This is a genomic window from Lysobacter helvus (genome assembly GCF_018406645.1).
Classification (GTDB): Bacteria; Pseudomonadota; Gammaproteobacteria; order Xanthomonadales; family Xanthomonadaceae; genus Noviluteimonas; species Noviluteimonas caseinilytica.
The window spans coordinates 2,984,555-3,007,789 of the sequence record NZ_AP024546.1 but is presented as its reverse complement, the minus strand read 5'-3'; the positions used below and the strand labels follow the sequence as shown (position 1 = coordinate 3,007,789).

Sequence of the window (23,235 nt, the reverse complement as noted above, 5' to 3'; positions counted from 1 at the left end):
CCGCGCCGGTGCCAGTAGCGCCGCGCGCGTCGCCATGTCCGTTTTGGAGGCTTCATGAACGCCCGATTCGATCGTTGCAGCGCGTGGCGCTTGCCAACGCACGCGCTCGCCCATTTCTTCAGCGTGGTCATGTTGACCACGCCATTCGCGACTGCGGTCGCGGCCGATGACATCTCATTGTCCGAGGCCTTGCGCCTGGCCGGCACGCGCGCGCCCATGCTCGATGCCCGTCGGTTCGGCGTCGCCGCCGCGCAGGAGGAAGCCGCCCGCGCCGGGGCCCTTCCTGATCCCAGGCTGACGATTGGCGTCGATAACTATCCGGTGACGGGAAGTGATGCGTTCGATGCGAGCGCGGACGACATGACCATGAAGAAAATTGGTCTGTGGCAAGAGATCCCGTCCCGTGCGAAACGTTTGGCGCGAGTGTCGTTCGCGGACCGGCAGGTCGACGAGGCGACGGCCAAGGCGGAGGCAGAAGCGCTGGCGGTACGCCGTGCCACCGCGGAAGCATGGATCGCCGTGTGGTCGGCCCATCGCGAATTGACAGCGCTGCAGATGCTGAGGGAGCAAGCCGCGCTGGCGGCGAAACTGGCCAAGGCGCGCGTGTCGGGCGGTAGTGAAACGGTCAGCGACGCACTCGCCACCGAAGCCGCCCTGCTCGAACTCGACAACCGCATCGAGGCCACGCAGGCAGAGAAACGCGCAGCGCAAGCCGGACTCGCGCGCTGGGTGGGTGATGCCGCGGTCGAGGTGAGCAACGTGGCGCCGGATTTCAATTCGCTCCCGATGTCCGAGTCCCAGTTGCTTGCGGCGGTTGATCGGGTCGGCCCGTTGCTGCCCGCGACCGCGCAAGTCGAAACAGCGGCGGCCGCGATTGACGTGGCCCGCGCGGACAAGCGATCGGACTGGAGCGTTGGGGCTTCGTACGGCCAGCGCGCCGGTGGTCGCAGCGACATGATCATGTTGGAGGTGGGCATCGGCTTGCCGCTCTTCTCGCGCAATCGGCAAGACCGTGGAATCAGCGCCCGAGAGGCCGACTACCAGGCAGCGCTCGCAAGCCGAGAGGACCTCCGCCGCCAGGAAGCAGCGCGCATTCGCGCCGATATCGCTCGGTGGGAAGGATTGAAACGCCAGGTCGTGTTGCACGAGGACGCCTTGTTGCCCCTCGCGCAGGACCGCAGCGCGACGACGCTCGCCGCATACCGCGCCGGCGGCGATCTGCAACCATGGCTCAGCGCTCGTCGAGACGAGCTCGATGTCCATCTCGCGCACGCCGAACACCTCGGTGAACTGGGACGTGCCTGGGCCGCGTTGGCCTTCCTGTTGCCCGCGGAGACGCAGCCATGACCACCACGCATCGCCGTTTGCAAATCGTTGCCGGATTCGTCGCGCTCCTGGCGGCCGTCGGCATTGGCTACTGGTTCGGGCGGTCCCGCGAGAGCGCATCCACGACCGCTTCGCCCAACATGCAGCCAGCCGACCGCCAGGTCATTTATTGGTACGACCCGATGGTGCCGGACCAGCACTTCGACAAACCCGGCAAGTCGCCCTTCATGGACATGCCAATGGTGCCGAAGTACGCCGATGAGGCGACATCGGGGGGCATTTCCATTGCACCCGGCGTGCGCCAGAACCTCGGCATGCGCACGGCGGTGGTCAAGCCCGGACGATTGGGCGCGACGCTTGAAGTGCCCGGCACGATCACTTGGGACTTGCGCCAGGAGCGCATCGTCAGTGCCCGCGTCGATTCGGTTGTCGAGCACCTGGATGTGCGCGCGCCATTTGAACGGGTGCGGGCAGGACAGCCTTTGGCCCGCATCATCGCGCCGAGTTGGAACACCGCGATTGCCGAGGCGCAGGCGCTGGGCAACGCAAGCTCTCCCGCGGCGCAGGGGTTGCGACCAGCCGCGCATGAACGATTGCGCGCATTGGGTCTTCCCGAAGGGAGTGGCACGGGCCAGCGCGGCCGCCTCACGTTGACCTCGCCGGTCACCGGCGTCGTCAGTGAAATCGGAGTTCGCGAGGGCCAAGCCGCGCCGATGGGCACGTTGTTGTTCCGCATCAATGGCACGCAGACCGTCTGGCTCGAAGCCGCCATTCCGCAGGCGGGGCTCGCAGGCATTGCGAACGGGACGCCGGTGGATGCGACGGTCGACGCATTGCCGGGCGAAACCTTTCGTGGCCGCGTTGAAGCCGTGCTGTCGCAAGTCGACACGAACAGCCGCACGCAACAAGCGCGCATCGTGCTCGACAACCCGCGTGGCGTGCTCGTGCCGGGCATGTTCGCGCGCATTGCATTGCATCCGTCCGCGGGCGGCGAACGACCGCTCGTGCCGACCGAAGCGCTGATCGGCGCCGGGTCCCAGGCGCGGGTGATAGTGCTCGCGGCCGACGACACCTTTCGCGCGGTGCATGTGGAGGCAGGCCGCAGCGGTGGCGGGATGACCGAGATTCTCACGGGCTTGAAAGGCGGCGAGCGGGTGGTGGTTTCTGGCCAGTTCCTGATTGATTCGGAAGCGAACCTCTCGGGTGCGCTCGAACGCCTCGACGCAACCGACCGCGACAAGATGCCGAGCGACGTCATGCCGGGCATGCCGGAGATGACGATGCCACCTTCGCCTTCGGCGTCCGCCCAACGGAAATGCCCGGTGGTGTATTGGTACGACCCGATGGCGCCGGACAAGCACTTCGACAAGCCCGGCAAGTCGCCTTTCATGGACATGCAACTGGTGCCCAAGTTTGCCCCGAAGGCGAACGCGGACTGCACCATCCGTGATGTGCCTGACGCCGCAGGGCAGCAGCCATGATCGCCCGCATCATCCGGGCGTCGATCGCCCATCGGCTGTTCGTGCTGCTCGCCGCCGTTGCGCTAGCGGTCGTCGGGATCTGGTCGACGATGCACACGCCGCTCGATGCCTTGCCCGATCTGTCGGACACGCAGGTCATCATCCGCACCGAGTGGCCCGGCCAGGCGCCACGCATCGTCGAGGATCAGGTCACCTATCCACTCACCACGACGATGCTGTCGGTGCCTGGCGTGAAAGCGGTGCGCGGTTTTTCCTTCTTCGGCGACTCGTTTGTGTACGTGCTGTTCGATGACAAGACCGATCTGTACTGGGCGCGGTCCCGCGTCCTCGAATATCTGAGCCAGGTGCGCGATCGCTTGCCGGCCCAGGTCAATCCTGCGATCGGACCTGATGCGACCGGCGTGGGCTGGATTTACGAGTACGCGCTCGTCGATCGCACGGGTCGCCACGACCTCGGACAACTGCGCGCGTTGCAAGATTGGTTCTTGCGCTACGACCTCAAGACTGTGCCCGACGTCGCCGAAGTGGCCAGCGTGGGCGGCATGGTGCAGGCGTGGCAGGTCACGCCCGATCCGCGGGCACTGGCCGCTCGCGGGATCACCATCGACCAGCTTACTGGGGCGATCCAATCCGCGAACGGTGCGACCGGCGGATCGGTGATCGAGCAGGGCGAAGCCGAGTTCATGGTCCGGAGTGAGGGCTATCTGCGCACGCGCGAGGATTTTGAAAATGTGCCGGTCTCGATGATCGCAGGCGGTGTGCCGGTCCTCCTGCGTGACATTGCCACCGTGGAACGCGGGCCTATCCTGCGACGTGGCATCACCGAACTCGACGGGGAAGGCGAGGTCGCCGGCGGCGTCGTCATCCTGCGTTCCGGCAAGAATGCGTTGGTAGCCATCGAAGCCGTCAAGGCGCGGCTGCAGGCGTTGAAGGCGAGCCTGCCGCGCGGTGTCGAAATCGTGCCGACGTACGATCGGTCCGAGCTGATCCTCCACGCCGTGCACAACCTCACCCGCAAGCTGGGGGAAGAGTTCCTCGTGGTCGCGCTGGTGTGCGCGCTGTTCTTGTGGCACATCCGCTCGTCGCTGGTCGCGGTGATCACGCTGCCGCTGGGCGTGCTCGCGGCGTTCATCGTCATGCGCTACCAGGGCATCACCGCCAACCTGCTTTCGCTGGGCGGTATCGCGATTGCGATCGGCGCGATGGTCGATGCGGCGGTCGTCATGATCGAGAACGCGCACAAGCACCTCGAACATTTCCGCGGGGCGCATGGGCGCGAGCCGGAAGGCGACGAACGCTGGGCGTTGATGGCCACTTCCGCCAGCGAAGTCGGCCCGGCCCTGTTCGTGAGCCTGGTGGTGATCACGCTGTCCTTCGTGCCGGTGTTCGCGCTGCAGGCGCAGGAAGGGCGGCTGTTCTCACCGCTGGCGTTCACCAAGACCTACGCGATGGCCGCGGCAGCGGGCCTCTCCATCACCCTGATCCCGGTGCTGATGGGCTACCTGATCCGCGGGAACATTCGCTCCGAGCGGGACAATCCGCTCAATCGCATGCTGATCGCGATGTACAAACCAGCGCTTGACCTCGTGCTGCGTTTCCCGAAGCTGACGCTCGCGCTGGGGGGCGCCGCGCTGCTGCTGAGCGCGATCCCGATGTTGCGCCTGGGCAGCGAGTTCATGCCGCCGTTGGAAGAAGGCACGTTGCTGTACATGCCCTCGGCGCTCCCGGGCATGTCCGCAGGCAAGACGGCGCAACTGCTGCAGTTGACGGACAGGATGCTCAAGGCCGTGCCCGAAGTGGACCACGTTTTCGGCAAGGCAGGTCGCGCTGAAACCGCAACGGACCCTGCGCCGCTGGAAATGTTCGAGACCACAATCACATTCAAGCCGCGAAGCCAATGGCGGCCGGGGATGACACCGGAGAAGCTCCGCGTCGAACTCGATCGCGCCGTGCGTGTGCCGGGGCTCACGAACTTGTTCGTACCTCCGATCCGCAACCGAATCGACATGCTGGCCACTGGCATCAAGAGCCCGATCGGCATCAAGGTGTCGGGGCCAGACGTCGCCGTGCTGGCCGAGTTGAGTGATCGCATCGAACGCATCGCGCGCACGGTCCCGGGCGTCAGCTCGGCGCTGGCAGAGCGGATAGCCGGGGGGCGCTATCTCGATGTCACGGTTCGACCCGACGCGGCGGCACGGTACGGCCTGAGCCAGGCCGACGTGCAGCGGCTGATTGCGACGGTGGTGGGCGGCAGCCCCGTCACAGAGACCCTTCAGGGACGCGAACGCTACCCGGTGGTCGTGCGCTACCCGCGCCAGGTTCGCGACTCGTTGCCAGCACTCGCGCAACTCCCGATCATCGCGCCCGGCGGGGCGCAACTGACACTGGGGCAGGTGGCCGAACTGACCTTCAGCGAAGGGCCGCCGATGCTCCGCAGCGACAACGCGCGCTTGAGCACCTATGTGTACGTCGATGTGGCGGGACGCGATCTGGGATCGGTTGTCGCCGACTTGCAACGCAACGTCGCCAAGCAAGTGGCGATGCCGGCGGGCTATGCCGTGGATTGGTCCGGCCAGTTCGAGTATCTGAAACGCGCTGGCGAGCGCCTGCGTCTCGTCGTGCCGGCGACGTTGGCGATCATCTTCTGCCTGATCTACTTCGTCTTTCGGCGCGCTTCGGAGGCCCTGGTCATCATGCTGAGCCTGCCGTTGGCATTGATTGGCGGGTTGTGGCTGATCTGGGCGCTGGGGCATGCCGTGTCGGTGGCGACGCTCATTGGATTCATTGCACTCGCCGGCGTTGCCGCGGAGTTCGGCATCATCATGCTCCTGTACCTGCGCCACGCATGGGAGCGACAACTCGCAGCCAATCCTGAGGCAGGCGGTGTCGAACTCGACGCAGCCATCCGGGAAGGCGCGGTGCAGCGCGTCAGGCCGAAGGCGATGACGGTCGCCGTCATCCTTGCCGGTCTCTTGCCGATCATGATCGGCGGCGGTGCAGGGTCGGAGGTGATGCAACGCATCGCGGCCCCGATAGTCGGCGGCATGATCAGCGCGCCCCTCTTGTCGATGCTCGTAATCCCCGCCGCGTTCGTGCTGCTACGGCGCCGCGAGCTCGCCCGAAACAATTCCACTACAACCAGGAAAACGAAATGAAGCACCTCACCTTGCTGTTTGTGCCCATGTTGCTGGCCGCGTGCTCGCAGGATCGACCGCCCCAGGAAACAGGCCCCCAGCCAGTTGCGGCGGCGACGTCCGCTCGCGCCATGGCTGACGTCGCGCCCGCTACCGTTGCGACTGCTAGCGGCGTCGTCGAAGCAATGGACCCGGCAGGCGGAACGATCACCATCGCGCACGGTCCCGTGGCGCAATTGAAGTGGCCGCCCATGACGATGAAGTTCCGGACCGGAGCGATCGACGTGACTGCAATCCGCCTCGGTGACCACGTCGACTTCAAGTTCAAGTCGCAAGGCATGGATGCAACGCTGACCGAAATCGCACGTCGCCAGCCCGAGAACTGAGCGGCGCCCACGCGCTGCACTGCTTCGTGCTGTCGGGTTACAAGTAGATTCATTGCCCGGGCCGCGCAGCGCGACGGGGCTCGGTTTCTATGCCGATGAGGGCGACATGCGATTTGATATTCGTGCGGCCACAATGAGCGACGCCGCCTCGTCGCCGCAACTGCTTGTCAGTCAATGTCCGCCTTTACGACCCTTGCGGTCCGTGTCAGGCGCAACTGGGTTCGGAAAGAGGCTTCGCCAATCGCGTCGAGAGTTGTCGAATAGGTCAGGCTCCGCGCTTGCGCTTCCCGCGGCGATCAGTCCCGCGCGGCGCGGTGTTTGCCGCGAATTCGGAAGCAGGCGGAGGGCCCGACGACTCCCCATTACCGCAGCGCAGACACCGCGCCAATGTGCAGTGGCGTCACGGGTTCGGTTCCGCACCAACATTGCTGCTCGCGCTTCTGCCTCTTCGCACACAAGGTGTACGTGATCTCGCATGGCCGGGATGTCGGCGCGCACGAAATGACCGAAGGGCACTGCTTTGAACTCCCGGTCCCACATGGCGAGTTCCGCCTCCGTGAGATCTTCTGGCGGACCAACAACGTGCGGGGCGGGGGATTCAATCGGCTTTCTGGCCATCGCTCACCTCATGGTTTTCGAACCTAAGCCATTAATTACAAGCGCAGGGGGTGGCCGGCTGCCGCGGTGCGCATAGATTTTTCCATCCCCCCCGTGCCCTCGGCGCCCGGCTCGGTCGCCACGGCTTCCCTCCACGCACCTCAAGCTGTTTCGTGCGGCAGGCAAGTAGCCTCTTCGCCGTTGATGTTATGGACATGGTGAATTCAAAGGTGCCCTTGTCGCGGGCCACCGCACATCGCGGCGACAATGTAGTTGGCCCTGTCTGAAGGCCTACCGCGACCGGCTGCGCCTTTGGGGAAGGCTTCGATGGCCCTTTCACAGGGGCGATATGGCCCGCTTCAAAGGCTGGTGCTTCATTCGCACCCGACACCTCGAACTTCTGCCACAGACTGGAAGGCGTTGCCGTCGGCCTAACATCAAGCTTGCCTTCGCATGCGTCGATGGCCATCCAAGTGAATGCGAAAAGTGAGCATCGATGGAGGCCGCCTTGTCTGGTCAACTCGATCAAGCCTGCCGCCAGCAGTTCGTTGATGGCGCTCTGAAGTGAGGAGTTAGACGTCCATCCACGCCTGCGCATGATGGTCCTGGTAGCCGCGATGTCACCGTTGTGGCCGAAGCGGAAGCCCGCCATGAGGTCGAACAACAGACGTTTGGAGTTGGCCGACCTGCTCATGAAAGCCGGCGATTCGAGGACGGCGCGCGGGATCGTGACGTAGGGGCCGGATGCCAACCGACCCTTCAGATTGAAGAGCTTCCCGGCCATCACGGTTCCCCTTTGGCGTGCACGCATTCGAGTTGAGTGAGCGCCCATGTCGCCTCCAGGAGCATCTGGTGCGCAGCCCATGCCCACTCTTCTTCGTCGGCGTGCTGGACGGCCTCAATCAACGCGGTGCGCAGGCCGCCGGCAACCCAATTCAGGTGTTCCGCCGCCTCGTGCAGGTCGACCGCCCACGCATGGTCCGGTTCGACGTGCATTGTGAGCTGAACCTCGGGCGCGGGCGCGGCGAGCGCGTGGGCTGTGAACCGACGCAATGTCTCGCCGATGTCCCAGAGCGTTTGATGGGCGAACGGAAAACCATCAATCGAAGGACTTCGGGCAACGTCGACCAGGACGTGGTAACTGGCCTCGGCCATGGACTTCAACTTCGTCGCAAGTTCGCGCGAATCAATCGACATCCGGATTTACCTCCGAGAACGGGCGTGCCTTCCGCGGGCGACCGCGCCCTGCATGAGCGTTACGGGCCGGCGCAGCAAGACAAGTCGCAGGGGCTGGATGTTTCGATGCGCGATAACGATCGGCTAGCGAAGCCGCAAAGCGTTCGATGTCGGCTTGAAGCCATTGGGGGGCGCGACCCGGCCGTCGAACGGGTAGGGGGAAATCAGGGTCGTGATAGCTGCCGGTCGCGCCGTAGAACGTTGTTCGGCATTCGCCGAGCGCTTCTCGGACATCCTGCACGTGGAGCAACACCTTCATCGCCGGGGCACCGATCTGTTACTGGTGCGGCAACGGTAGTCTGCACGCGGCTGCGACGCGGCTACCCTTTTGGATTCAAAAGGGGATCAAATCTTCAACTTGACCGCCCGCGCGCGCGCGCGTTTGGCAAGTTTGTCGACCGTATGCTTGGGTATTTCGCGGGCTAATCGAAGGAATTCCTGCAGGTCGTCGAAAGTCACGAGCTCGGCTTCGCTTGCGGCGGACCGTAGCTTCAACAACGCCTCCGATGCCAAGTGATACCGGGCTGCCGCCGTATAAGTGATCGGACGACCGATCATGCGACGAGTGCGAAAGTGCGAGATCACCGCGTTGATTCGCTCGCTTGAACGACCGCGATGGGGGTTCGACAGGTGCATTAAAGCTTCGACGGCTTCTTCGGTCGCAGCTTTCAGTTCCGCCCGGGTCGATCCGGACTGAAGCTCGAAGCGCAGTTTATGGGCAACGCCGCGAATGACCAGCTTACCGAGCGGAGACAACCCGCGCTTGCGCCTGGGCGCAGACGATTGCGTTGGCATAGTTGAACTCCCAGTGGTTGGTAAAGCGAATCAGGCTCCGAAGCTCCACACAACAGAACGCCGACGAGGGGGCTAGCGTGCCTTCGCGGCCAGGAGAGTGGTCGCCCACCATTCAAGAATGACTCGTAGTCGGGGCAGGGCGCGCGCGCGGTCGTAGCTGCGGACGGTATCGTTTAGAATTTCGTGGTCGAGCACATGTTCGATGTCGACGCGATCGAACATGCGGCTTGCATCCTTACGGCTCGCCGCGTTGGCCAACGTCGAGAACGAACTTCTAAACCCGTGCGGGGTGTGTGTGCCGGCGAAACCGATTGAACGAAGTAACTTGCTCGGCGCCTCCAACGTCACATGGCCGGTCGTCGTTTCGAACACGAACTCGATGCCGCGCGGAAGCGTCTTCAGCCAGTTCACAACGTTCGGCGCAAGCGGAATAACGTGATCGCCGCGCGAACCGTCGGAGTTCTTCTGAAGGTCGCGGGGGATCGTCCAGGCCGGGTTCTTCCCGGTTAGGTTGAATTCGTCCCAGCGCGCGGCGACGACGCGCCCGGGTCGCTGTGCGGTCATCGCGCACAGGAACAGCGCGCCGCGTACCTGCCACGATGCCTGTGCCTGATCGATCCTTCGAAGGAGATCGCCCAACGCCCGCAGTTCGGTGACCGCCGGCAAACGCTTGCCCTCGCGTTCCATTGCCCTCCGGCCTCGCATGCCGCTTCCCGGCCTTGTTTCTGGGATGGGGTTGTGCGGCACGACGCCGCGCGCCAACGCCCAACGGAATATCCCATTGAGCATTTGCTTTATCTTTTTCGCCGTGTCTGGCTTTTCGCGGTGCAGTTTGTCGAGAAGCGGGGTGACCGTTGCTACGTCGATGTCACGAATCGGCGTCTGCCACAATGCTGTCGGCCTGAGATGAAGGTCGAGCCTGCCGCGTGTCTTTTTGGCGGTGCTGTCCGACCAAGCGTCTGCTTTCGCCATGTCGAACCACTTCTCGGCGACTTCCCCGAGCGTCGACCCGTTCGCACGCGTCGCGCCCCGTGCACGTTGTTCCGCACGCTTGACCCCGAGCGGCCGGATGCCCACTTTGACTTCCCGGCGTGCGTCTTCGGCTGCCGCGCGCGCCTTTGCGAGGCTCATCGCGGGATATGTGCCAAGCACCGCGATCGCCGCGCGGCCGTCGAAGCGGTAACGAAGCCGCCAACTCATCGTGCCAGTCTCAAGCACGTGCAGCGCGAGGCCGCCACCGTCGACGTATACGCCAGACTTCTTTATCGAAGCGATGAACCTATCCGTCAGTGCGGACTCGCGACGGGAACGTGCAGGCACGGGCGCGGACATTGTGCATACCGAGGAACTGAGAGGTGATCTCAGTGTATATATCTACACAACCGGCGCGACAACGATCTGATATGGGGGTAACACCTTCATAGCACTTCGATCGCTAAGGTATTGAAAGTAATAAAGAAAAGGCCCGCGCTGGGCGGGCCTTTTCCTTCAACTGGTGGAGGTGGGGGGAATTGAACCCCCGTCCGAAGGCACTCCATCCCCGGCACTACATGCTTAGCTCGCCGTTCGTTCTCGGCCTGTGGCAACACGACGTGCGAGGCACACCGCAGGACATACCCGCTTTAAGTTAAGTCGAAGCTGACGGGTCGCCACTCCAACCGATCCTGTGATGATGACCCTACATCCACGAGCACAGGCACAAGTGGGTTCGGGGCTAGGCCTTAAGCGGCCAGAGCGTAGACGTCGTCGTTCGCGTCTAGGTTTTTGCAGCTGGATTAACGAGGAAAGCTACCCCCTCGGCATGCGCCAAGCGATTTCGCGACCCCCGTCGAAGCCAGTGCACCCCCGGGGAACATCAATCACGCTGACCGGCGCAGTATAGGCCCGCGCGCCGTGCAGGCAAGGCGAAGCGCCGGATCGCGGCCGGAGGGGCCAGCGGCGATTCATCGCAGTCTATGCTTCGCCCCATGCAGCCCGTGCCCCCGAACGAGCCCATCCCGCCCGACCAGGACGCCATCGAGGCCACGAGCCGCAGTGGCTTCGTGCTGGCGGTGCTCGTGCTGATCGCCTCCACGTTGCTGGTCGTGCTGGCCTGGCGGGCGGCGCGCGAGCGCGAACTGAAGGCCGCGCACGCCGAGTTCCAGGCCTCGTGCCAGGAAATCGTGGAGCTGGTGCAGCAGCGCCTGGTGAACTACGAACTGACCATCCGCGGCGGCGCGGCGCTGTTCGCCAGCGTGACGCGGCCTAGCCCGCGGCAGTGGCAGGCGTACGTGGACGGGCTGGACCTGCCGGTGCGCTTCCCGGCGATGACGGGCCTGGGCTTCGCGGCCTACACCGACGCGCACGGGATGGAGCAGTTGCAACTGGATGCGCGCGCGGCGGGCCGCGGCTTGTTCAGCGTTTGGCCGCACGGCGTGCGCACGCACTACGCGCCGATCTTCTACCTCGAACCCAAGACCGCCGAGAACCTCAACGTCGTCGGTTACGACATGTATTCCGAGCCCGTGCGCCACGCCGCGATGGAAGCGGCGTTGCGCGACGCGGCGCCGCGCATGACAGGTCGCGTGCACCTGCTGCAGGACCTCGATCCCGAAGCGGCGGGATTCCTGGTGTATGCGCCGGTGTTCCGCGGCGGCCAGGCGCCGGCGACCTATGCCGAACGCTACGACGCGCTCAGCGGCTGGGTGTATTCGCCAGTGCGCGTGCCGCGCTTCGTGGCGACGGCGCTGCGGCCGATCCAGCGCAACGTCGCCTTCCGCATCCTCGATGTCACGGGCGGCACGCGCGCGATGCTGTATTCGGACGGCGACTATCCGTTGCGTACCGACGCGACGTTCCGTTACGAACAGCGCGCGAGTTCGTACGGCCGCACGTGGCAGTTCGAATTCGCGTCGGCGCCGCAGGAAGTGGCCGCGCCAGGGCTGCGTCCTTTGCGCACCGCGTTGGTCGTCGGCCTGCTTGCATCGCTGCTGTTGTTCGGCATCGCGTGGTCGCTGGCCTATACCGAATCGCGTGCGCAGCGGCTGGCGGCACGCATGTCGGCGGCGCACCGGCGCAGCGAGTCCCGCGTGCGTGCGCTCAACCGCACGCTGGAGGCGCGCGTCGAAACGCGCACGCGCGAACTGAGCGAAGCCAATCGCGGGCTGGAGACGTTCGCGTATTCGATCTCGCACGACCTGCGCGCACCATTGCGCGCGATCGAAGGCTTCGGCCGCGTGCTCGGCGATCGCTACGCGCCGGTGCTCGACGACACCGGCCGCGATTACCTGGTGCGCATCCGCGGCGCGGCGGCGCGCATGAGCGAGCTGATCGAAGCGTTGCTGAAGGTGTCGCGCGTGGGCCGCGGCGAACTGCAGCCCGAACTGCTCGACCTGTCGCGCATGGCGCACGAGATCATCGCGGAGTTGCAGGCCATCGAGCCGCAGCGCCGCGTGGCCGTGGAGATCGCACCGCACCTCAGCGCGCGCGGCGACCGCGCATTGGTGCGCAGCCTCCTGCAGAACCTGCTCGGCAATGCGTGGAAGTTCACGCGCGAGAAACCCGACGGGCGCATCGAGTTCGGCGTGGAAGCCGACGGGTTTTCGTTCTACGTCAGCGACAACGGCATGGGCTTCGATCCGGCGTACGCGGACAAGTTGTTCCGCCCGTTCCAGCGCCTGCACGACGATGCGAAGTTCGCGGGCGAGGGCATCGGCCTGGCGACGGCCAAGCGCATCGTCGAACGCCATGGCGGCGCGTTGTTCGCCAGTGGCGTGCCGGGCGAGGGCGCGGTGTTCTCGTTCACGCTGGCGCCGCATCCGGACGCGGAGCCGGACCGCAGGCGCACGCCGCGCTGAAATGCGTCAGGCGTTCTTGTTGTGCCGGCGCAGCACGCGCTGCTTCTCGCGGTTCCAGTCGCGTTCCTTGCTGGCCTCGCGCTTGTCGTGCGTCTGCTTGCCCTTCGCCAGCGCGAGCTCGGCCTTCACCTTGCTGCCGCTCCAGTACAGCGCAGTGGGTACCAGCGTGTAGCCGTCGCGCTGCACGCGGCCGACCAGCTGGTCGATCTCGCGGCGATGCAGCAGCAGCTTGCGGGTGCGGTGCGCGTCGGCGATGACGTGCGTGGACGCCATGATGAGCGGGGTGATCTGCGCGCCGAACAGGAAGAGTTCGCCGTCCTTCACGATCGCGTAGCTTTCGCCGATGTTGGCCCGGCCCGCCCGGATCGCCTTGAGTTCCCAGCCCTGCAGCGCCAGGCCCGCTTCGACCTTCTGCTCCAGGTGGTACTCGTGCTTGGCGCGCTTGTTGAGCGCGATGGTCTTCTGGGCCGGCGCCTTGTCCTTCTTCTTCGGCGCGCCCGCGCCGCTGTTTCCCTTATCCTTGGCCGCCTGCTTGTTCATGGCGGGCATTCTCGCCGATGCCGCCCCCGTAAGCGAACCCGCGCCCATGCCCACCATCACACGCAGCGCCCTCGTCGAGCATTCGGCGGCCCGCATGTTCGCGCTCGTGAACGACATCGCCGCGTATCCGCGCCGGTTCGACTGGTGCGAATCGGCGGACATCCTGGAACGCGACGACACCCGCGTGGTCGCGCGGCTGGACCTGGGGCTGGGCTCGCTGCGCACGTGGTTCACGACGGAAAACACCCTGTCGCCGCCGCACCACATCGACATGCAACTCCGGGACGGGCCGTTCAAGCAGTTGCACGGGCGCTGGCAGTTCCATGCGCTCGACGAATCGGCGTGCAAGGTCACGCTGACGCTCGACTTCGAACCGAAGAACAAACTGCTGGGGCCGGCCTTCGCGATCGGCTTCCAGGGGCTGGCCGACCGCATGGTCGACGACTTCGTGCGCGCCGCCGACCGCGGCGCGGAGTGAGCGGCGCGCGCATGCGCATCGACATCGTGCTGGCGTGGCCGCATCGCTGCGAGGCGTGGGCGGTGGACGTGCCCGAAGGGGCGACGCTGGGCGATGCGCTGGTGCAGGCGGGCCTGGACGCGGAGGCGCTGCGGGCGCGGGGCGTGGATGGCCAGGCGATCCACGGCGTGCGCGCGGAAGCCGATGCGGTGTTGCACGCAGGCGACCGCATCGAGTTGCTGCGGCCGCTGGTGGTGGATCCGAAACAGGCGCGGCGGAACCGGGCCGCGCGGTGACGACGCGCGCTTAGTGGCGCGCGCCCTTCTTTTTCTTGTCCTTCGGCAGGTTGCCGAAGCGCGAACGCATGTCCGCCGCCAGGGCCTTGTCCTGTTCGGGGAAATATTCGCCTTCCCACTTCTGCAGCTGGTCGTTGGCGAAGAAGACCGTGAGCGTCTTGACCTCGGTCTTGCCCACGCGGCCGGTGCGCTCGGTGGCGATGTAGTCCCAGCGATCGTGGTGGAAGGGATCGGCGACGGAGGGCGTCCCGAGCAGCGCCATCACCTGGCGCTTGTCCATGCCTTCGGCCAGTTGGTCGACGTTGGACTTCTCGAGGAGGTTGCCCTGGTAGATCGGCTGGCGGTAGAGCATGCCGCAGCCCGCGGTGAGGACGGCGAGGGCGAGGACCATCAAGAGCTTGCGCATGGAACCTGTCGCGGGGGGTCGGAAGGGGGCCGATGATACACTCCGCCGCCATGGAACAGCAGGATCTGCGCAAGCTCGGGCTCAAGGTCACGCATCCGCGGATGCGGATCCTCGAGCTGTTGGAACAGTCCCGCCCGCGCCACATGACGGCCGAGGACATCTACCGGTTGCTGCTGGACCACGGGGACGAAATCGGGCTGGCCACCGTTTACCGGGTGCTCACGCAATTCGAGGCGGCCGGGCTGGTGCTCAAGCACAACTTCGAGGGTGGCCACGCGGTGTACGAGCTGGACCGCGGCGAGCACCACGACCACATGGTCGACATCGAGACCGGCAAGGTCATCGAGTTCCAGAGCGCGGAGATCGAAGACCTGCAACGGCAGATCGCGGCGCAGCACGGGTACGAGATCGAAGAGCACGCGCTGGTGCTCTACGTGCGCAAGAAGCGCTAGCCCACGTCCGCCAGCAACCGCCGCGCCGCGGCGCGCGCTTCCTTGCTCACTTCCACGCCACCCAGCATGCGGGCGAGTTCTTCCTCGCGGTCCTTCGCTTCCAGCTGGCGCACGGCGCTCTGGGTCATGCCGTCGCTGGCGGCCTTGCTGACGCGGTAATGGGCGTTGCCCTGCGCGGCGACCTGCGGCAGGTGGGTCACGCACAACACCTGGCGTTTCGCACCGAGCGCACGCAGCTTCTGGCCGACGATGTCCGCCACCGCGCCGCCGATGCCCGAATCCACCTCGTCGAACACCATCGTGGGCACGGCGTCCAGGCCGAGCGCGGCGACTTCGATCGCGAGCGAGATGCGCGAGAGTTCGCCGCCGGAGGCGACCTTGCGCAACGCGCGCGCGGGCTGGCCGGGATTGGCGGCGACGAGGAATTCGATGCGCTCGGCGCCTTGCGGATCCGGATCGGCCGCGGGGTTGGGTTCGATCGACACCGAGAACGCGCCGCCGCCCATGCCGAGCTCGCCGATCAGCGTGGTCGTGGACGATGCGAGCGACTTCGCCGCCTGCGTGCGGGCTTTCGTCAGCGTGGCGGCGTGCTTCGCCCACGCGAGGCGGGCCGATTCGATTTCGCCATCGAGCGCGCGCACGCGGTCTTCGGCGCCGCGCAGGGATTCGAGCTCCGCGACGAGGGCATCGCGTTGCGCGGCCAGGCCTTCGGGCGCGATGCGGTGCTTGCGCGCCAAGTCGTGCAGGCGCGTGAGCTTGCGGTCCAGGTCGTCGAAGGCGGTGGGGTCGAGGTCCAGGTCGGCGCGGACGCGTTCCAGCAGGGACGCCGCTTCGTCGAGCTGGATCGCGGCGGTGTCGAGCATCGCGTCGATCTCGAGCAGGCGCGGTTCGTGTTCGGCCTGGCGCGCGAGGTCGTTGCGCATCTGCTGCAGCTGGCGCCCGAGGGCCGGACCGTCTTCGCCACCCAGGCGCGCGGCGGCGGCGTCGCAGGCTTCGATCAGGCCGGCGGCGTGCGCATGGCGGCGGTGCGCGGCGACGAGGTCGGCGAACGCCGCGGGCTCCAGCGCATCGCGCTGCAATTCCTGCAGCTGGTGTTCGAGGAAGGCGATGCGATCGCCGGGATCGCCGCGTTGCGAGAGCGCGTCGCGTTCGCGCACCAGCGCCGCCCACGTGCGCGCGGCGGCCTGCACCTGCGCCTGCAACGGCGCGTGCCGGCCGAAGGCATCGAGCAGCGCGAGCTGGCTGCCGCGCGCCATCAACGCCTGGTGTTCGTGCTGGCCGTGGATTTCGACCAGGCGCCCGGCGAGTTCGGCCACCTGGGCGATCGTCGCGGGGCGGCCGTTGATCCACGCCTTCGAACCACCGTCGGCGCGCAGCGTGCGGCGCAACTGGCATGTCGCGCCGGCATCGGTGTCGTCGAGGTCCTGTTCCTGCAGCCAGGCGGCGGCCGCGGGCGCATCGGACAGGTCGAACACCGCGACCAGTTCCGCGCGTTCAGCCCCGTGGCGCACCACGCCGCTGTCGGCGCGCGCCCCGGACAGGAAGCCCAGCGCGTCGACCAGCAGCGACTTGCCCGCGCCGGTTTCGCCGGAAATCACGGTCAGGCCCGCGGCGAAATCGAGTTCGGCCGCGCGGACGACCGCGAAGTCCTTGATGGCGAGATGGGTGAGCATGGGGCGATAGCGTAAAAGATTCGTCGTCGCAGGAACCGAGACTGCGTGCAACGCAATCCGCTTGCGCCCACCTGCCGCGCGCCGTATACCCGCCCCATGGCTTCGCGCACGCAACTCCCCGGCGACCTCGATCCGCGCGCACGGCACCTGCTGCGCACGCTGATCGGGCGCTACATCCACGATGGCGAACCGGTCGGTTCGCAGACGCTGGCCCGCCACGCGGGCCTGGACATCAGCCCGGCGACCATCCGTAACATCCTCGCGGACCTGGAGGAGGGCGGGCTCCTGAGTTCGCCGCACACCTCCGCTGGCCGCATCCCGACCACGCAGGGCTACCGGGTGTTCGTGGATTCGCTGCTGCAGGTGCGTTCGCTGCCCGAAGGGGAGCTCGCGCGCCTGCGCCAGGAGCTGCCGGCCGGGTCGGGCACGCAGGCCCTGCTGGGCAGCGCGTCGGAACTGTTGTCGGCGATGACGCATTTCGTCGGCGTGGTCGGGGTGCCCAAGCGCGAGCAGTTCGCCTTCCGCCACATCGATTTCGTCCCGCTGGATGCGCAGCGCGTGCTGGCGATCCTCGTCTTCGCCGACAACGACGTGCAGAACCGCATCCTGCACACGCGCCGCCCCTACGACGCGGGCGAGCTGGAACGCGCGGCCAACTACCTCAACCAGCACTTCGCCGGACGCCCGCTCGCGGAGATCCGCGCGCGCCTGGTGCAGGAGTTGAACAACGCGCGCAGCGAAATGGAAACGCTGCTGGCGCACACCGTCGAACTGGCCGAACAGGCGCTGGCGCCGGGCGTGGAGGACGACGTGGTGCTGGCCGGCCAGACGCGCCTGATGGGCGTGCAGGACCTGTCCGACCTGGACCGCCTGCGCGACCTGTTCGAAGCCTTCGCCCGCAAGCGCGAGATCCTGCAGCTGCTCGAACGCACCGCGCGCGCCCCGGGCGTGCGCATCTTCATCGGCGAGGAGACCGGCATGGCGCCGCTCGAATCGGTCTCGATGGTCACCGCGCCCTACGTCGCCGGCGGGCGCGTGCTGGGCGTGCTCGGGGTGATCGGCCCCACGCGCATGGCCTACGACCGGGTGATCCCCGTCGTGCAGGCCGCCGCCGACGTCCTCGGGGCCGCCCTGGAGGCGCCGCCGAAGGACTGAACGGGGCCCCGGGCCTTGAAAGCCCCGGCCGGCGACCGCATGCGGGGGGTTCGGGCGGAGGACGCCGCCGAACCACGGACCTTTCCAGATGACCCACGAACACCCGCAGGACAGCGACGCCGCCCTGGAAGGCGAGCTGTCTCCCCAGGACCAGATCGAACAACTCAAGGGCGAAGTCGAGCAATTGCGCGCCGAGGCGCTGCGCGAACGCGCCGACCTCGACAACCAGCGCAAGCGCCTGGCCCGCGACGTGGAGCAGGCGCGCAAGTTCGCCAACGAACGCCTGCTCACCGAGCTGCTCCCGCTGTTCGACAGCATGGAAGCGGGCCTTGCCGCCGCCGCGCAATCCGACCCCCTCCGCGAAGGCCTGGAGCTCACGCTGCGCCAGCTGCACCGCATCGCCGAGACCAACGGCCTCGTCGAAGTGTTCCCGCAGGCCGGCGACAGCTTCGACCCCGAACGCCACCAGGCGATGAGCATGGTCGAGGCCGGCGCGTTGCCGCCCGGCGCGGTCGCGCAGACCTTCCAGAAGGGCTACGTGCTGAACGAGCGACTGCTGCGCCCGGCGCTGGTCGTGGTCGCGAAACACGATTGAACGCAACGACCGAGCCTTGAAGGCGGCCAAGCGGCCCCTACATCACGTGCAGTCCGGCGGGCAGCCCGCCAACCAATTTCGAATAGCGACATCCCCGGAGGGAGCAACACATGGGCAAGATCATCGGCATCGACCTCGGCACCACCAATTCGTGCGTGGCCATCATGGAAGGCGGCAAGGCGCGCGTCATCGAGAACAGCGAAGGCGACCGCACCACCCCGTCGATCGTGGCGTACACCAAGGACGGCGAAGTGCTGGTCGGCGCATCCGCCAAGCGCCAGGCCGTCACCAATCCCAAGAACACCTTCTTCGCCGTCAAGCGCCTCATCGGCCGCAAGTTCCAGGACGCCGAAGTGCAGAAGGACATCGGCCTGGTCCCGTACCAGATCATGGGCCATGACAACGGCGACGCGTGGGTGGCCACGAGCGACGGCAAGAACCTCTCGCCGCAGGAAATCTCCGCGCGCGTGCTGGAGAAGATGAAGAAGACGGCCGAGGCCTACCTCGGCGAGACGGTGACCGAAGCGGTCATCACGGTGCCGGCGTACTTCAACGACAGCCAGCGCCAGGCCACCAAGGACGCCGGCCGCATCGCGGGCCTGGACGTCAAGCGCATCATCAACGAGCCCACCGCGGCCGCGCTGGCCTATGGCATGGACAAGAAGGGCGGCGACCGCAAGATCGCGGTGTACGACCTGGGCGGCGGCACGTTCGACGTGTCGATCATCGAGATCGCGTCCGTGGACGGCGAGATGCAGGTGGAAGTGCTCTCCACCAACGGCGACACGTTCCTGGGCGGCGAAGACTTCGACAAGCGCGTCATCGATTACCTCGTCGAGGAATTCCTCAAGGACCAGGGCATCGACCTGCGCAAGGATCCGCTCGCGCTGCAGCGCCTGAAGGACGCCGCCGAGCGCGCGAAGATCGAGCTGTCCTCCGCGCAGCAGACCGAAGTGAACCTGCCGTACGTCACGGCCGATGCCTCGGGCCCGAAACACCTCAACATCAAGCTCACGCGCGCCAAGCTCGAAGCGCTGGTCGACGACCTCGTCAAGAAGACGATCGAACCGTGCCGCATCGCGCTGAACGACGCCGGCCTGCGCGCGAGCGAAATCAGCGAAGTCATCCTCGTCGGCGGCCAGACCCGCATGCCGAAGGTGCAGCAGGCGGTGGGCGAGTTCTTCGGCAAGGAACCGCGCAAGGACGTCAACCCGGATGAAGCGGTCGCGCTGGGCGCGGCGATCCAGGGCGGCGTGCTGGCCGGCGACGTCAAGGACGTGCTGCTGCTCGACGTGACCCCGCTCAGCCTGGGCATCGAAACCCTCGGCGGCGTGTTCACCAAGATCATCGAGAAGAACACCACCATCCCGACCAAGGCCTCGCAGGTCTTCTCCACGGCGGACGACAACCAGTCCGCGGTGACGGTGCACGTGCTGCAGGGCGAACGCGAACAGGCGCGCTTCAACAAGTCGCTCGCGCGCTTCGACCTGGCCGGCATCGACGCCGCGCCGCGCGGCATGCCGCAGATCGAAGTCTCCTTCGACATCGACGCCAACGGCATCCTGCACGTGCACGCCAAGGACAAGAAGACGGGCAAGGAGCAGAAGGTCGAGATCAAGGCCGGCTCGGGCCTGTCGGAAGACGAGATCAAGCAGATGGTGCAGGACGCCGAAGCCCATCGCGAAGACGACAAGAAGTTCCATGAGCTGGTGACGGCGCGCAACACCGCCGACGCGATGATCCATTCGGTGCGCAATGCGATCACCGAGCACGGCAGCAAGGTGCCGGGCGACGTGATCGGCCGCGTCGAAGGCGCGCTCGCCGACCTCGAGACCGCGATGAAGGGCGACGACAAGGGCCAGATCGACGCGAAGACCCGCGCGCTCGAGGAAGCCGCGCAGTCGCTGGTGGCGGCGGCCTCGGCCGGGCAGGGCGGCGGCGGCGACGCCGGCGGCCCGCAGGGAGGTGCGCCGCGCAACGACGACGTGGTGGACGCTGAGTTCACCGAAGTCAAGGACGACAACAAGTAACGGCCGTCCCGGTCATGCGGAAACGGGGCCCGGGTCTGCGAAAGGCGACATCCGCCGATCCGGTCCCGGGCCCCGCCGTATAAGCTTTCGCACTTTTTCGAAGAACCCGGCTCCATGAGCAAACGCGACTACTACGAAACCCTGGGCGTGGCCCGCGACGCCAGCGACGAAGACCTGAAGAAGGCCTATCGCCGCTGCGCGATGAAGCACCACCCCGATCGCAATCCCGGCGACCACGCTGCGGAAGCCGCGTTCAAGGAATGCAAGGAAGCCTACGAAGTGCTGTCGGACGCGGCCAAGCGCCGCATGTACGACCAGCACGGCCACGCTGCATTCGAACACGGCATGGGCGGCGGTGGGGGTGGTGGCCCGGGCGGTTACGCCGACATGGGCGACATCTTCGGGGACATCTTCGGCAACATCTTCGGCGGCGGGGCCGGCGGGCGCGGTGGCCCGCGGCGCGGCGCCGACATCGGCTACGTGATGGAGCTCGATCTCGAAGAAGCGGTCTCGGGCATCGAGAAGCGCGTCGAAGTCCCCACGCTCGTCTCGTGCCAGCACTGCAACGGGTCGGGATCGGCCGACGGCCAGGTGGAAAACTGCACCACGTGCCACGGCCGCGGCCAGGTGCGCATGCAGCGCGGCATCTTCCAGATGCAGCAGACGTGCCCGCATTGCGCAGGGCGCGGCAAGGTCATCATCAACCCGTGCAAGCCGTGCGTGGGGCAGGGGCGCCTGGAGGAAGAAAAGGTGCTCTCGGTGAAGATCCCCGCGGGCGTCGACAACGGCGACCGCATCCGCTTGTCCGGCGAAGGCGAGGCCGGTCCGCCGGGCACGCCGCCGGGCGACCTGTACGTGGAAGTGCGCGTGCGTCCGCACGACATCTTCGAGCGCGAAGGCGACGACCTGCATTGCGAAGTGCCGGTGCGCATCTCGCAGGCGGCGCTGGGCGATTCGATCCGCGTGCCCACGCTGGGCGGCGACATCGAACTGCGCATCCCCGCCGAAACGCAGAGCGGCAAGGTGTTCCGCCTGCGCGATCGCGGCGTGCGTTCGGTGCGCAGCCGCGCGCCGGGCGACCTGTATTGCAAGGTCGCGGTGGAAACGCCGGTCAACCTCACGCCGGAACAGCGCGAGTTGCTGGAGAAGTTCGAAGCCACCTTCGTCGGCGAGGGCGCGCGGCGCCATTCGCCGAAAGCCTCGACGTTCCTCGACGGGGTGAAGGGCTTCTGGGACCGAATGATCAGTTGACCCCTCTCCCGAACGGGAGAGGGGCCCAGGCAGTTACTGCCGCACCAGTTCGATCGAAGCGACCATCGGGTTCGCACCCGACACCGGGCGTCCGCCCGGCACGAAAGTCACGTACAACTCGCTCCCCGCGGCCACGCCGTGGGGCTTCTTCGCGATCGTGTTCAACAGCGCGGTGACGTCGAAGCTGAAGAAATTCTCGCCCAACGCTTCATCGAGCTTGCTGCCGCCGCCGTGGTCGTGGAACTCGGCGTCGAAGAAGTTGATCGCGCCGACGTAGTGCGCGTTGTCCACCGGATCGGTGGGGCGCGCGGTGATGTACACGTGGTACAGCACTTCCGGCTGCTTCCAGGTGTGCAGCTTGCGCAGCACGAGCAATGCGCGGCGGTTGTCGGTGTCCAGGCCCAGCACGTCCGTCTTGCGCGTGCCGCTGATGCGCAGCATGCGCACCTTGGTGGGCGTGGCGCCGAGGTCGGCTTCGGTCTGCGCGGCGGCGATGCGCGTGGCGGTCGCGGCCGCGGACTTGGCGGCCAGCGTGGTGGTGGGCGGCGGCGTGGTGGTGGTCACCGGCGGCTTCGGCACGAAGCGGTCATAGTCGTATCCCAGCTGCAATGCGCTGTAGAGATTCTTGACCTGGCGCGAGATGCGCGCGCCGTTGGCGTCGGCCATCGCGAACGACGTGGTGATCCACGGGTAGGCGATCGGATCGGTCGGGTTCTTGTTGCCGTTCTTGTTCCAGCTGGCCCAGATGCGGTCGATGTTGGCGTGGTGCACGCAGAACAACGGATCGTTGCCCGCGTACGGCACCGCGCCCATGCCGCGGCCGTTGCCGACCAGCGTGTGGATGCGGCCGTGGATGCCCGAGTCGATCGCGCGGCAGAAGCCCGTCACCGAGCCGACGGTGTTGTAGGCCGTCTTCGCCATGATGTCGTTGATGTCCATCGCATCGCCCGGCTGGTTCAGCTGGATCGGCTGGCCGGAATTGGCGAGCGTGGTGCGATTGGCGCGATACAGGCAGTCGTACACCGGGTCGTTCGGCAGGCGGAACTGTTCCGGCAGCACGCCGCGGCGCGCGGGATCGGCGGAGCAGTAATCCCAGTAGGGCATCGTGAATTCCGGATGCCCGCTCACCTGGCGCACGATGCGTTCCATCGTCCACACGTAGAAGCGGTGCCACGGCAGGAAGTAGCTGGCGTTCTGCCCGGAGTGCGACTGGCACGTGTTCCAGACTTCCTCGGCCAGCGTGCGCATCGGCGTCGGTGTGTCGCCGAAGATGCGCGTGAGTTCGGCGGCCTTGTTGGTCGCGCCGTTGACGAAGTGCGTGTACCACTGCCACGACCAGCTCAGGGGATTGTCGGGGCCCATGCCCTGCATCGCGCGCACGGCGTTGGCGTAGATCTCGAGCATGCGCGCACCGTCGGCGGTGGCGATGTCGTAGCGGACCGGCGTGGTCGCAGCGAACACGGAGCCCGAAGCGCCAAGCGCGATGGGCGCGGCCGCGAGGCCTTGCAGGAACGTACGGCGGGAAAAGCTGGTCACGACCACTCCTTCATCGCGTTGTGCGAATCAATGGGCCGCACCTTCGGGTGCCC

At 66.5% G+C, this 23,235-nt stretch carries 19 protein-coding genes and 1 other RNA gene; 12 read left to right on the top strand and 8 right to left on the bottom strand.

Going from position 1 to position 23,235, the window contains the following annotated elements:
- Positions 1–54 precede the first annotated feature (54 nt).
- The 4 genes from LYSHEL_RS14685 to LYSHEL_RS14670 are packed head-to-tail and all read left to right on the top strand — an operon-like array spanning position 55 to position 6,327.
- On the top strand, positions 55–1,347 hold the full coding sequence (locus tag LYSHEL_RS14685) for a TolC family protein (RefSeq protein WP_244858567.1): 1,293 nt from the start codon (positions 55–57) through the stop codon (positions 1,345–1,347).
- On the top strand, positions 1,344–2,807 hold the full coding sequence (locus tag LYSHEL_RS16055; protein WP_213434789.1) for an efflux RND transporter periplasmic adaptor subunit: 1,464 nt from the start codon (positions 1,344–1,346) through the stop codon (positions 2,805–2,807). The genes LYSHEL_RS14685 and LYSHEL_RS16055 overlap by 4 nt, the downstream gene beginning before the upstream one ends.
- A complete protein-coding gene (locus LYSHEL_RS14675) occupies positions 2,804–5,962 on the top strand; it encodes an efflux RND transporter permease subunit (RefSeq protein WP_213434788.1) in 3,159 nt (1,052 codons plus the stop codon). Before LYSHEL_RS16055 ends, LYSHEL_RS14675 begins: the two co-directional genes overlap by 4 nt.
- Positions 5,959–6,327 (top strand): copper-binding protein, encoded by a 369-nt coding sequence (locus LYSHEL_RS14670; RefSeq protein ID WP_213434787.1) that lies wholly within the window; start codon positions 5,959–5,961, stop codon positions 6,325–6,327. Before LYSHEL_RS14675 ends, LYSHEL_RS14670 begins: the two co-directional genes overlap by 4 nt.
- A 1,380-nt stretch (positions 6,328–7,707) precedes the next feature.
- On the opposite strand, the gene LYSHEL_RS14665 is transcribed toward LYSHEL_RS14670, so the two are convergent.
- The 4 genes from LYSHEL_RS14665 to ssrA form a co-directional block, all read right to left on the bottom strand.
- On the bottom strand, positions 7,708–8,121 hold the full coding sequence (locus LYSHEL_RS14665) for a hypothetical protein (protein ID WP_213434786.1): 414 nt from the start codon (positions 8,119–8,121) through the stop codon (positions 7,708–7,710).
- Positions 8,122–8,505: 384 nt separating this feature from the next.
- Positions 8,506–8,955, bottom strand: a complete 450-nt coding sequence (locus LYSHEL_RS14660) for a hypothetical protein (RefSeq protein ID WP_213434785.1) — start codon at positions 8,953–8,955, stop codon at positions 8,506–8,508.
- A 72-nt stretch (positions 8,956–9,027) separates the two neighbouring features.
- Positions 9,028–10,287, bottom strand: coding sequence for a tyrosine-type recombinase/integrase (locus LYSHEL_RS14655; protein WP_213434784.1), 1,260 nt, complete (start codon positions 10,285–10,287; stop codon positions 9,028–9,030).
- A 161-nt stretch (positions 10,288–10,448) separates the two neighbouring features.
- Positions 10,449–10,802: a transfer-messenger RNA gene (ssrA, locus tag LYSHEL_RS14650) on the bottom strand.
- A gap of 120 nt (positions 10,803–10,922) precedes the next feature.
- On the opposite strand from ssrA, the gene LYSHEL_RS14645 reads away from it, so the two are divergent.
- A complete protein-coding gene (locus tag LYSHEL_RS14645) occupies positions 10,923–12,791 on the top strand; it encodes a sensor histidine kinase (RefSeq protein WP_213434783.1) in 1,869 nt (622 codons plus the stop codon).
- A 6-nt stretch (positions 12,792–12,797) separates the two neighbouring features.
- Here LYSHEL_RS14645 and smpB read toward each other — a convergent pair whose 3' ends face one another.
- Positions 12,798–13,331: an SsrA-binding protein SmpB gene (smpB, locus tag LYSHEL_RS14640; RefSeq protein ID WP_213434782.1), complete on the bottom strand. Its 534-nt coding sequence runs from the start codon at positions 13,329–13,331 to the stop codon at positions 12,798–12,800.
- A gap of 46 nt (positions 13,332–13,377) precedes the next feature.
- Between smpB and LYSHEL_RS14635 the strand changes: the two genes are divergently transcribed.
- Positions 13,378–13,809, top strand: coding sequence for a type II toxin-antitoxin system RatA family toxin (locus tag LYSHEL_RS14635; protein ID WP_213434781.1), 432 nt, complete (start codon positions 13,378–13,380; stop codon positions 13,807–13,809).
- A gap of 11 nt (positions 13,810–13,820) precedes the next feature.
- Entirely contained in the window at positions 13,821–14,084 is a 264-nt protein-coding gene (locus tag LYSHEL_RS14630; RefSeq protein WP_213434780.1) for an RnfH family protein, read from the top strand.
- Positions 14,085–14,094: 10 nt separating this feature from the next.
- Here the strand turns inward: LYSHEL_RS14630 and LYSHEL_RS14625 are convergent, their stop codons facing one another.
- Positions 14,095–14,490 (bottom strand): outer membrane protein assembly factor BamE, encoded by a 396-nt coding sequence (locus tag LYSHEL_RS14625; RefSeq protein ID WP_213434779.1) that lies wholly within the window; start codon positions 14,488–14,490, stop codon positions 14,095–14,097.
- 50 nt (positions 14,491–14,540) lie between these two features.
- Here LYSHEL_RS14625 and fur point away from each other — a divergent pair, with 50 nt between their 5' ends.
- Complete coding sequence (gene fur, locus LYSHEL_RS14620) at positions 14,541–14,942, top strand: ferric iron uptake transcriptional regulator (RefSeq protein WP_213434778.1); 402 nt, start codon at positions 14,541–14,543, stop codon at positions 14,940–14,942.
- Here fur and recN read toward each other — a convergent pair.
- Positions 14,939–16,615 carry a DNA repair protein RecN gene (recN, locus tag LYSHEL_RS14615; RefSeq protein ID WP_213434777.1) on the bottom strand — a complete coding sequence of 559 codons (1,677 nt, stop codon included), beginning with the start codon at positions 16,613–16,615 and terminating at the stop codon, positions 14,939–14,941. The two genes, fur and recN, sit on opposite strands and share 4 nt — an antisense overlap.
- A gap of 96 nt (positions 16,616–16,711) precedes the next feature.
- Between recN and hrcA the strand changes: the two genes are divergently transcribed.
- The 4 genes from hrcA to dnaJ all read left to right on the top strand — a co-directional run bounded on the left by hrcA (position 16,712) and on the right by dnaJ (position 21,646).
- Entirely contained in the window at positions 16,712–17,770 is a 1,059-nt protein-coding gene (gene hrcA / locus LYSHEL_RS14610) for a heat-inducible transcriptional repressor HrcA (protein ID WP_213434776.1), read from the top strand.
- A gap of 88 nt (positions 17,771–17,858) precedes the next feature.
- Positions 17,859–18,365: a nucleotide exchange factor GrpE gene (grpE, locus tag LYSHEL_RS14605; RefSeq protein ID WP_213434775.1), complete on the top strand. Its 507-nt coding sequence runs from the start codon at positions 17,859–17,861 to the stop codon at positions 18,363–18,365.
- 110 nt (positions 18,366–18,475) lie between these two features.
- Positions 18,476–20,395 carry a molecular chaperone DnaK gene (dnaK, locus tag LYSHEL_RS14600; RefSeq protein WP_213434774.1) on the top strand — a complete coding sequence of 640 codons (1,920 nt, stop codon included), beginning with the start codon at positions 18,476–18,478 and terminating at the stop codon, positions 20,393–20,395.
- Between the two features lie 114 nt (positions 20,396–20,509).
- Positions 20,510–21,646: a molecular chaperone DnaJ gene (dnaJ, locus tag LYSHEL_RS14595; RefSeq protein ID WP_213434773.1), complete on the top strand. Its 1,137-nt coding sequence runs from the start codon at positions 20,510–20,512 to the stop codon at positions 21,644–21,646.
- A 33-nt stretch (positions 21,647–21,679) separates the two neighbouring features.
- On the opposite strand, the gene LYSHEL_RS14590 is transcribed toward dnaJ, so the two are convergent.
- A complete protein-coding gene (locus LYSHEL_RS14590; protein WP_213434772.1) occupies positions 21,680–23,182 on the bottom strand; it encodes a tyrosinase family protein in 1,503 nt (500 codons plus the stop codon).
- Positions 23,183–23,235 lie beyond the last annotated feature (53 nt).

Coding starts and splice junctions, on each gene's coding strand:
- LYSHEL_RS14685 (WP_244858567.1), top strand. CDS start 55: ATGAACGCCCGATTCGATCGTTGCAGCGCGTGGCGCTTGCCAACGCAC.
- LYSHEL_RS16055 (WP_213434789.1), top strand. CDS start 1,344: ATGACCACCACGCATCGCCGTTTGCAAATCGTTGCCGGATTCGTCGCG.
- LYSHEL_RS14675 (WP_213434788.1), top strand. CDS start 2,804: ATGATCGCCCGCATCATCCGGGCGTCGATCGCCCATCGGCTGTTCGTG.
- LYSHEL_RS14670 (WP_213434787.1), top strand. CDS start 5,959: ATGAAGCACCTCACCTTGCTGTTTGTGCCCATGTTGCTGGCCGCGTGC.
- LYSHEL_RS14665 (WP_213434786.1), bottom strand. CDS start 8,121: ATGTCGATTGATTCGCGCGAACTTGCGACGAAGTTGAAGTCCATGGCC.
- LYSHEL_RS14660 (WP_213434785.1), bottom strand. CDS start 8,955: ATGCCAACGCAATCGTCTGCGCCCAGGCGCAAGCGCGGGTTGTCTCCG.
- LYSHEL_RS14655 (WP_213434784.1), bottom strand. CDS start 10,287: ATGTCCGCGCCCGTGCCTGCACGTTCCCGTCGCGAGTCCGCACTGACG.
- LYSHEL_RS14645 (WP_213434783.1), top strand. CDS start 10,923: ATGCAGCCCGTGCCCCCGAACGAGCCCATCCCGCCCGACCAGGACGCC.
- smpB (WP_213434782.1), bottom strand. CDS start 13,331: ATGAACAAGCAGGCGGCCAAGGATAAGGGAAACAGCGGCGCGGGCGCG.
- LYSHEL_RS14635 (WP_213434781.1), top strand. CDS start 13,378: ATGCCCACCATCACACGCAGCGCCCTCGTCGAGCATTCGGCGGCCCGC.
- LYSHEL_RS14630 (WP_213434780.1), top strand. CDS start 13,821: ATGCGCATCGACATCGTGCTGGCGTGGCCGCATCGCTGCGAGGCGTGG.
- LYSHEL_RS14625 (WP_213434779.1), bottom strand. CDS start 14,490: ATGCGCAAGCTCTTGATGGTCCTCGCCCTCGCCGTCCTCACCGCGGGC.
- fur (WP_213434778.1), top strand. CDS start 14,541: ATGGAACAGCAGGATCTGCGCAAGCTCGGGCTCAAGGTCACGCATCCG.
- recN (WP_213434777.1), bottom strand. CDS start 16,615: ATGCTCACCCATCTCGCCATCAAGGACTTCGCGGTCGTCCGCGCGGCC.
- hrcA (WP_213434776.1), top strand. CDS start 16,712: ATGGCTTCGCGCACGCAACTCCCCGGCGACCTCGATCCGCGCGCACGG.
- grpE (WP_213434775.1), top strand. CDS start 17,859: ATGACCCACGAACACCCGCAGGACAGCGACGCCGCCCTGGAAGGCGAG.
- dnaK (WP_213434774.1), top strand. CDS start 18,476: ATGGGCAAGATCATCGGCATCGACCTCGGCACCACCAATTCGTGCGTG.
- dnaJ (WP_213434773.1), top strand. CDS start 20,510: ATGAGCAAACGCGACTACTACGAAACCCTGGGCGTGGCCCGCGACGCC.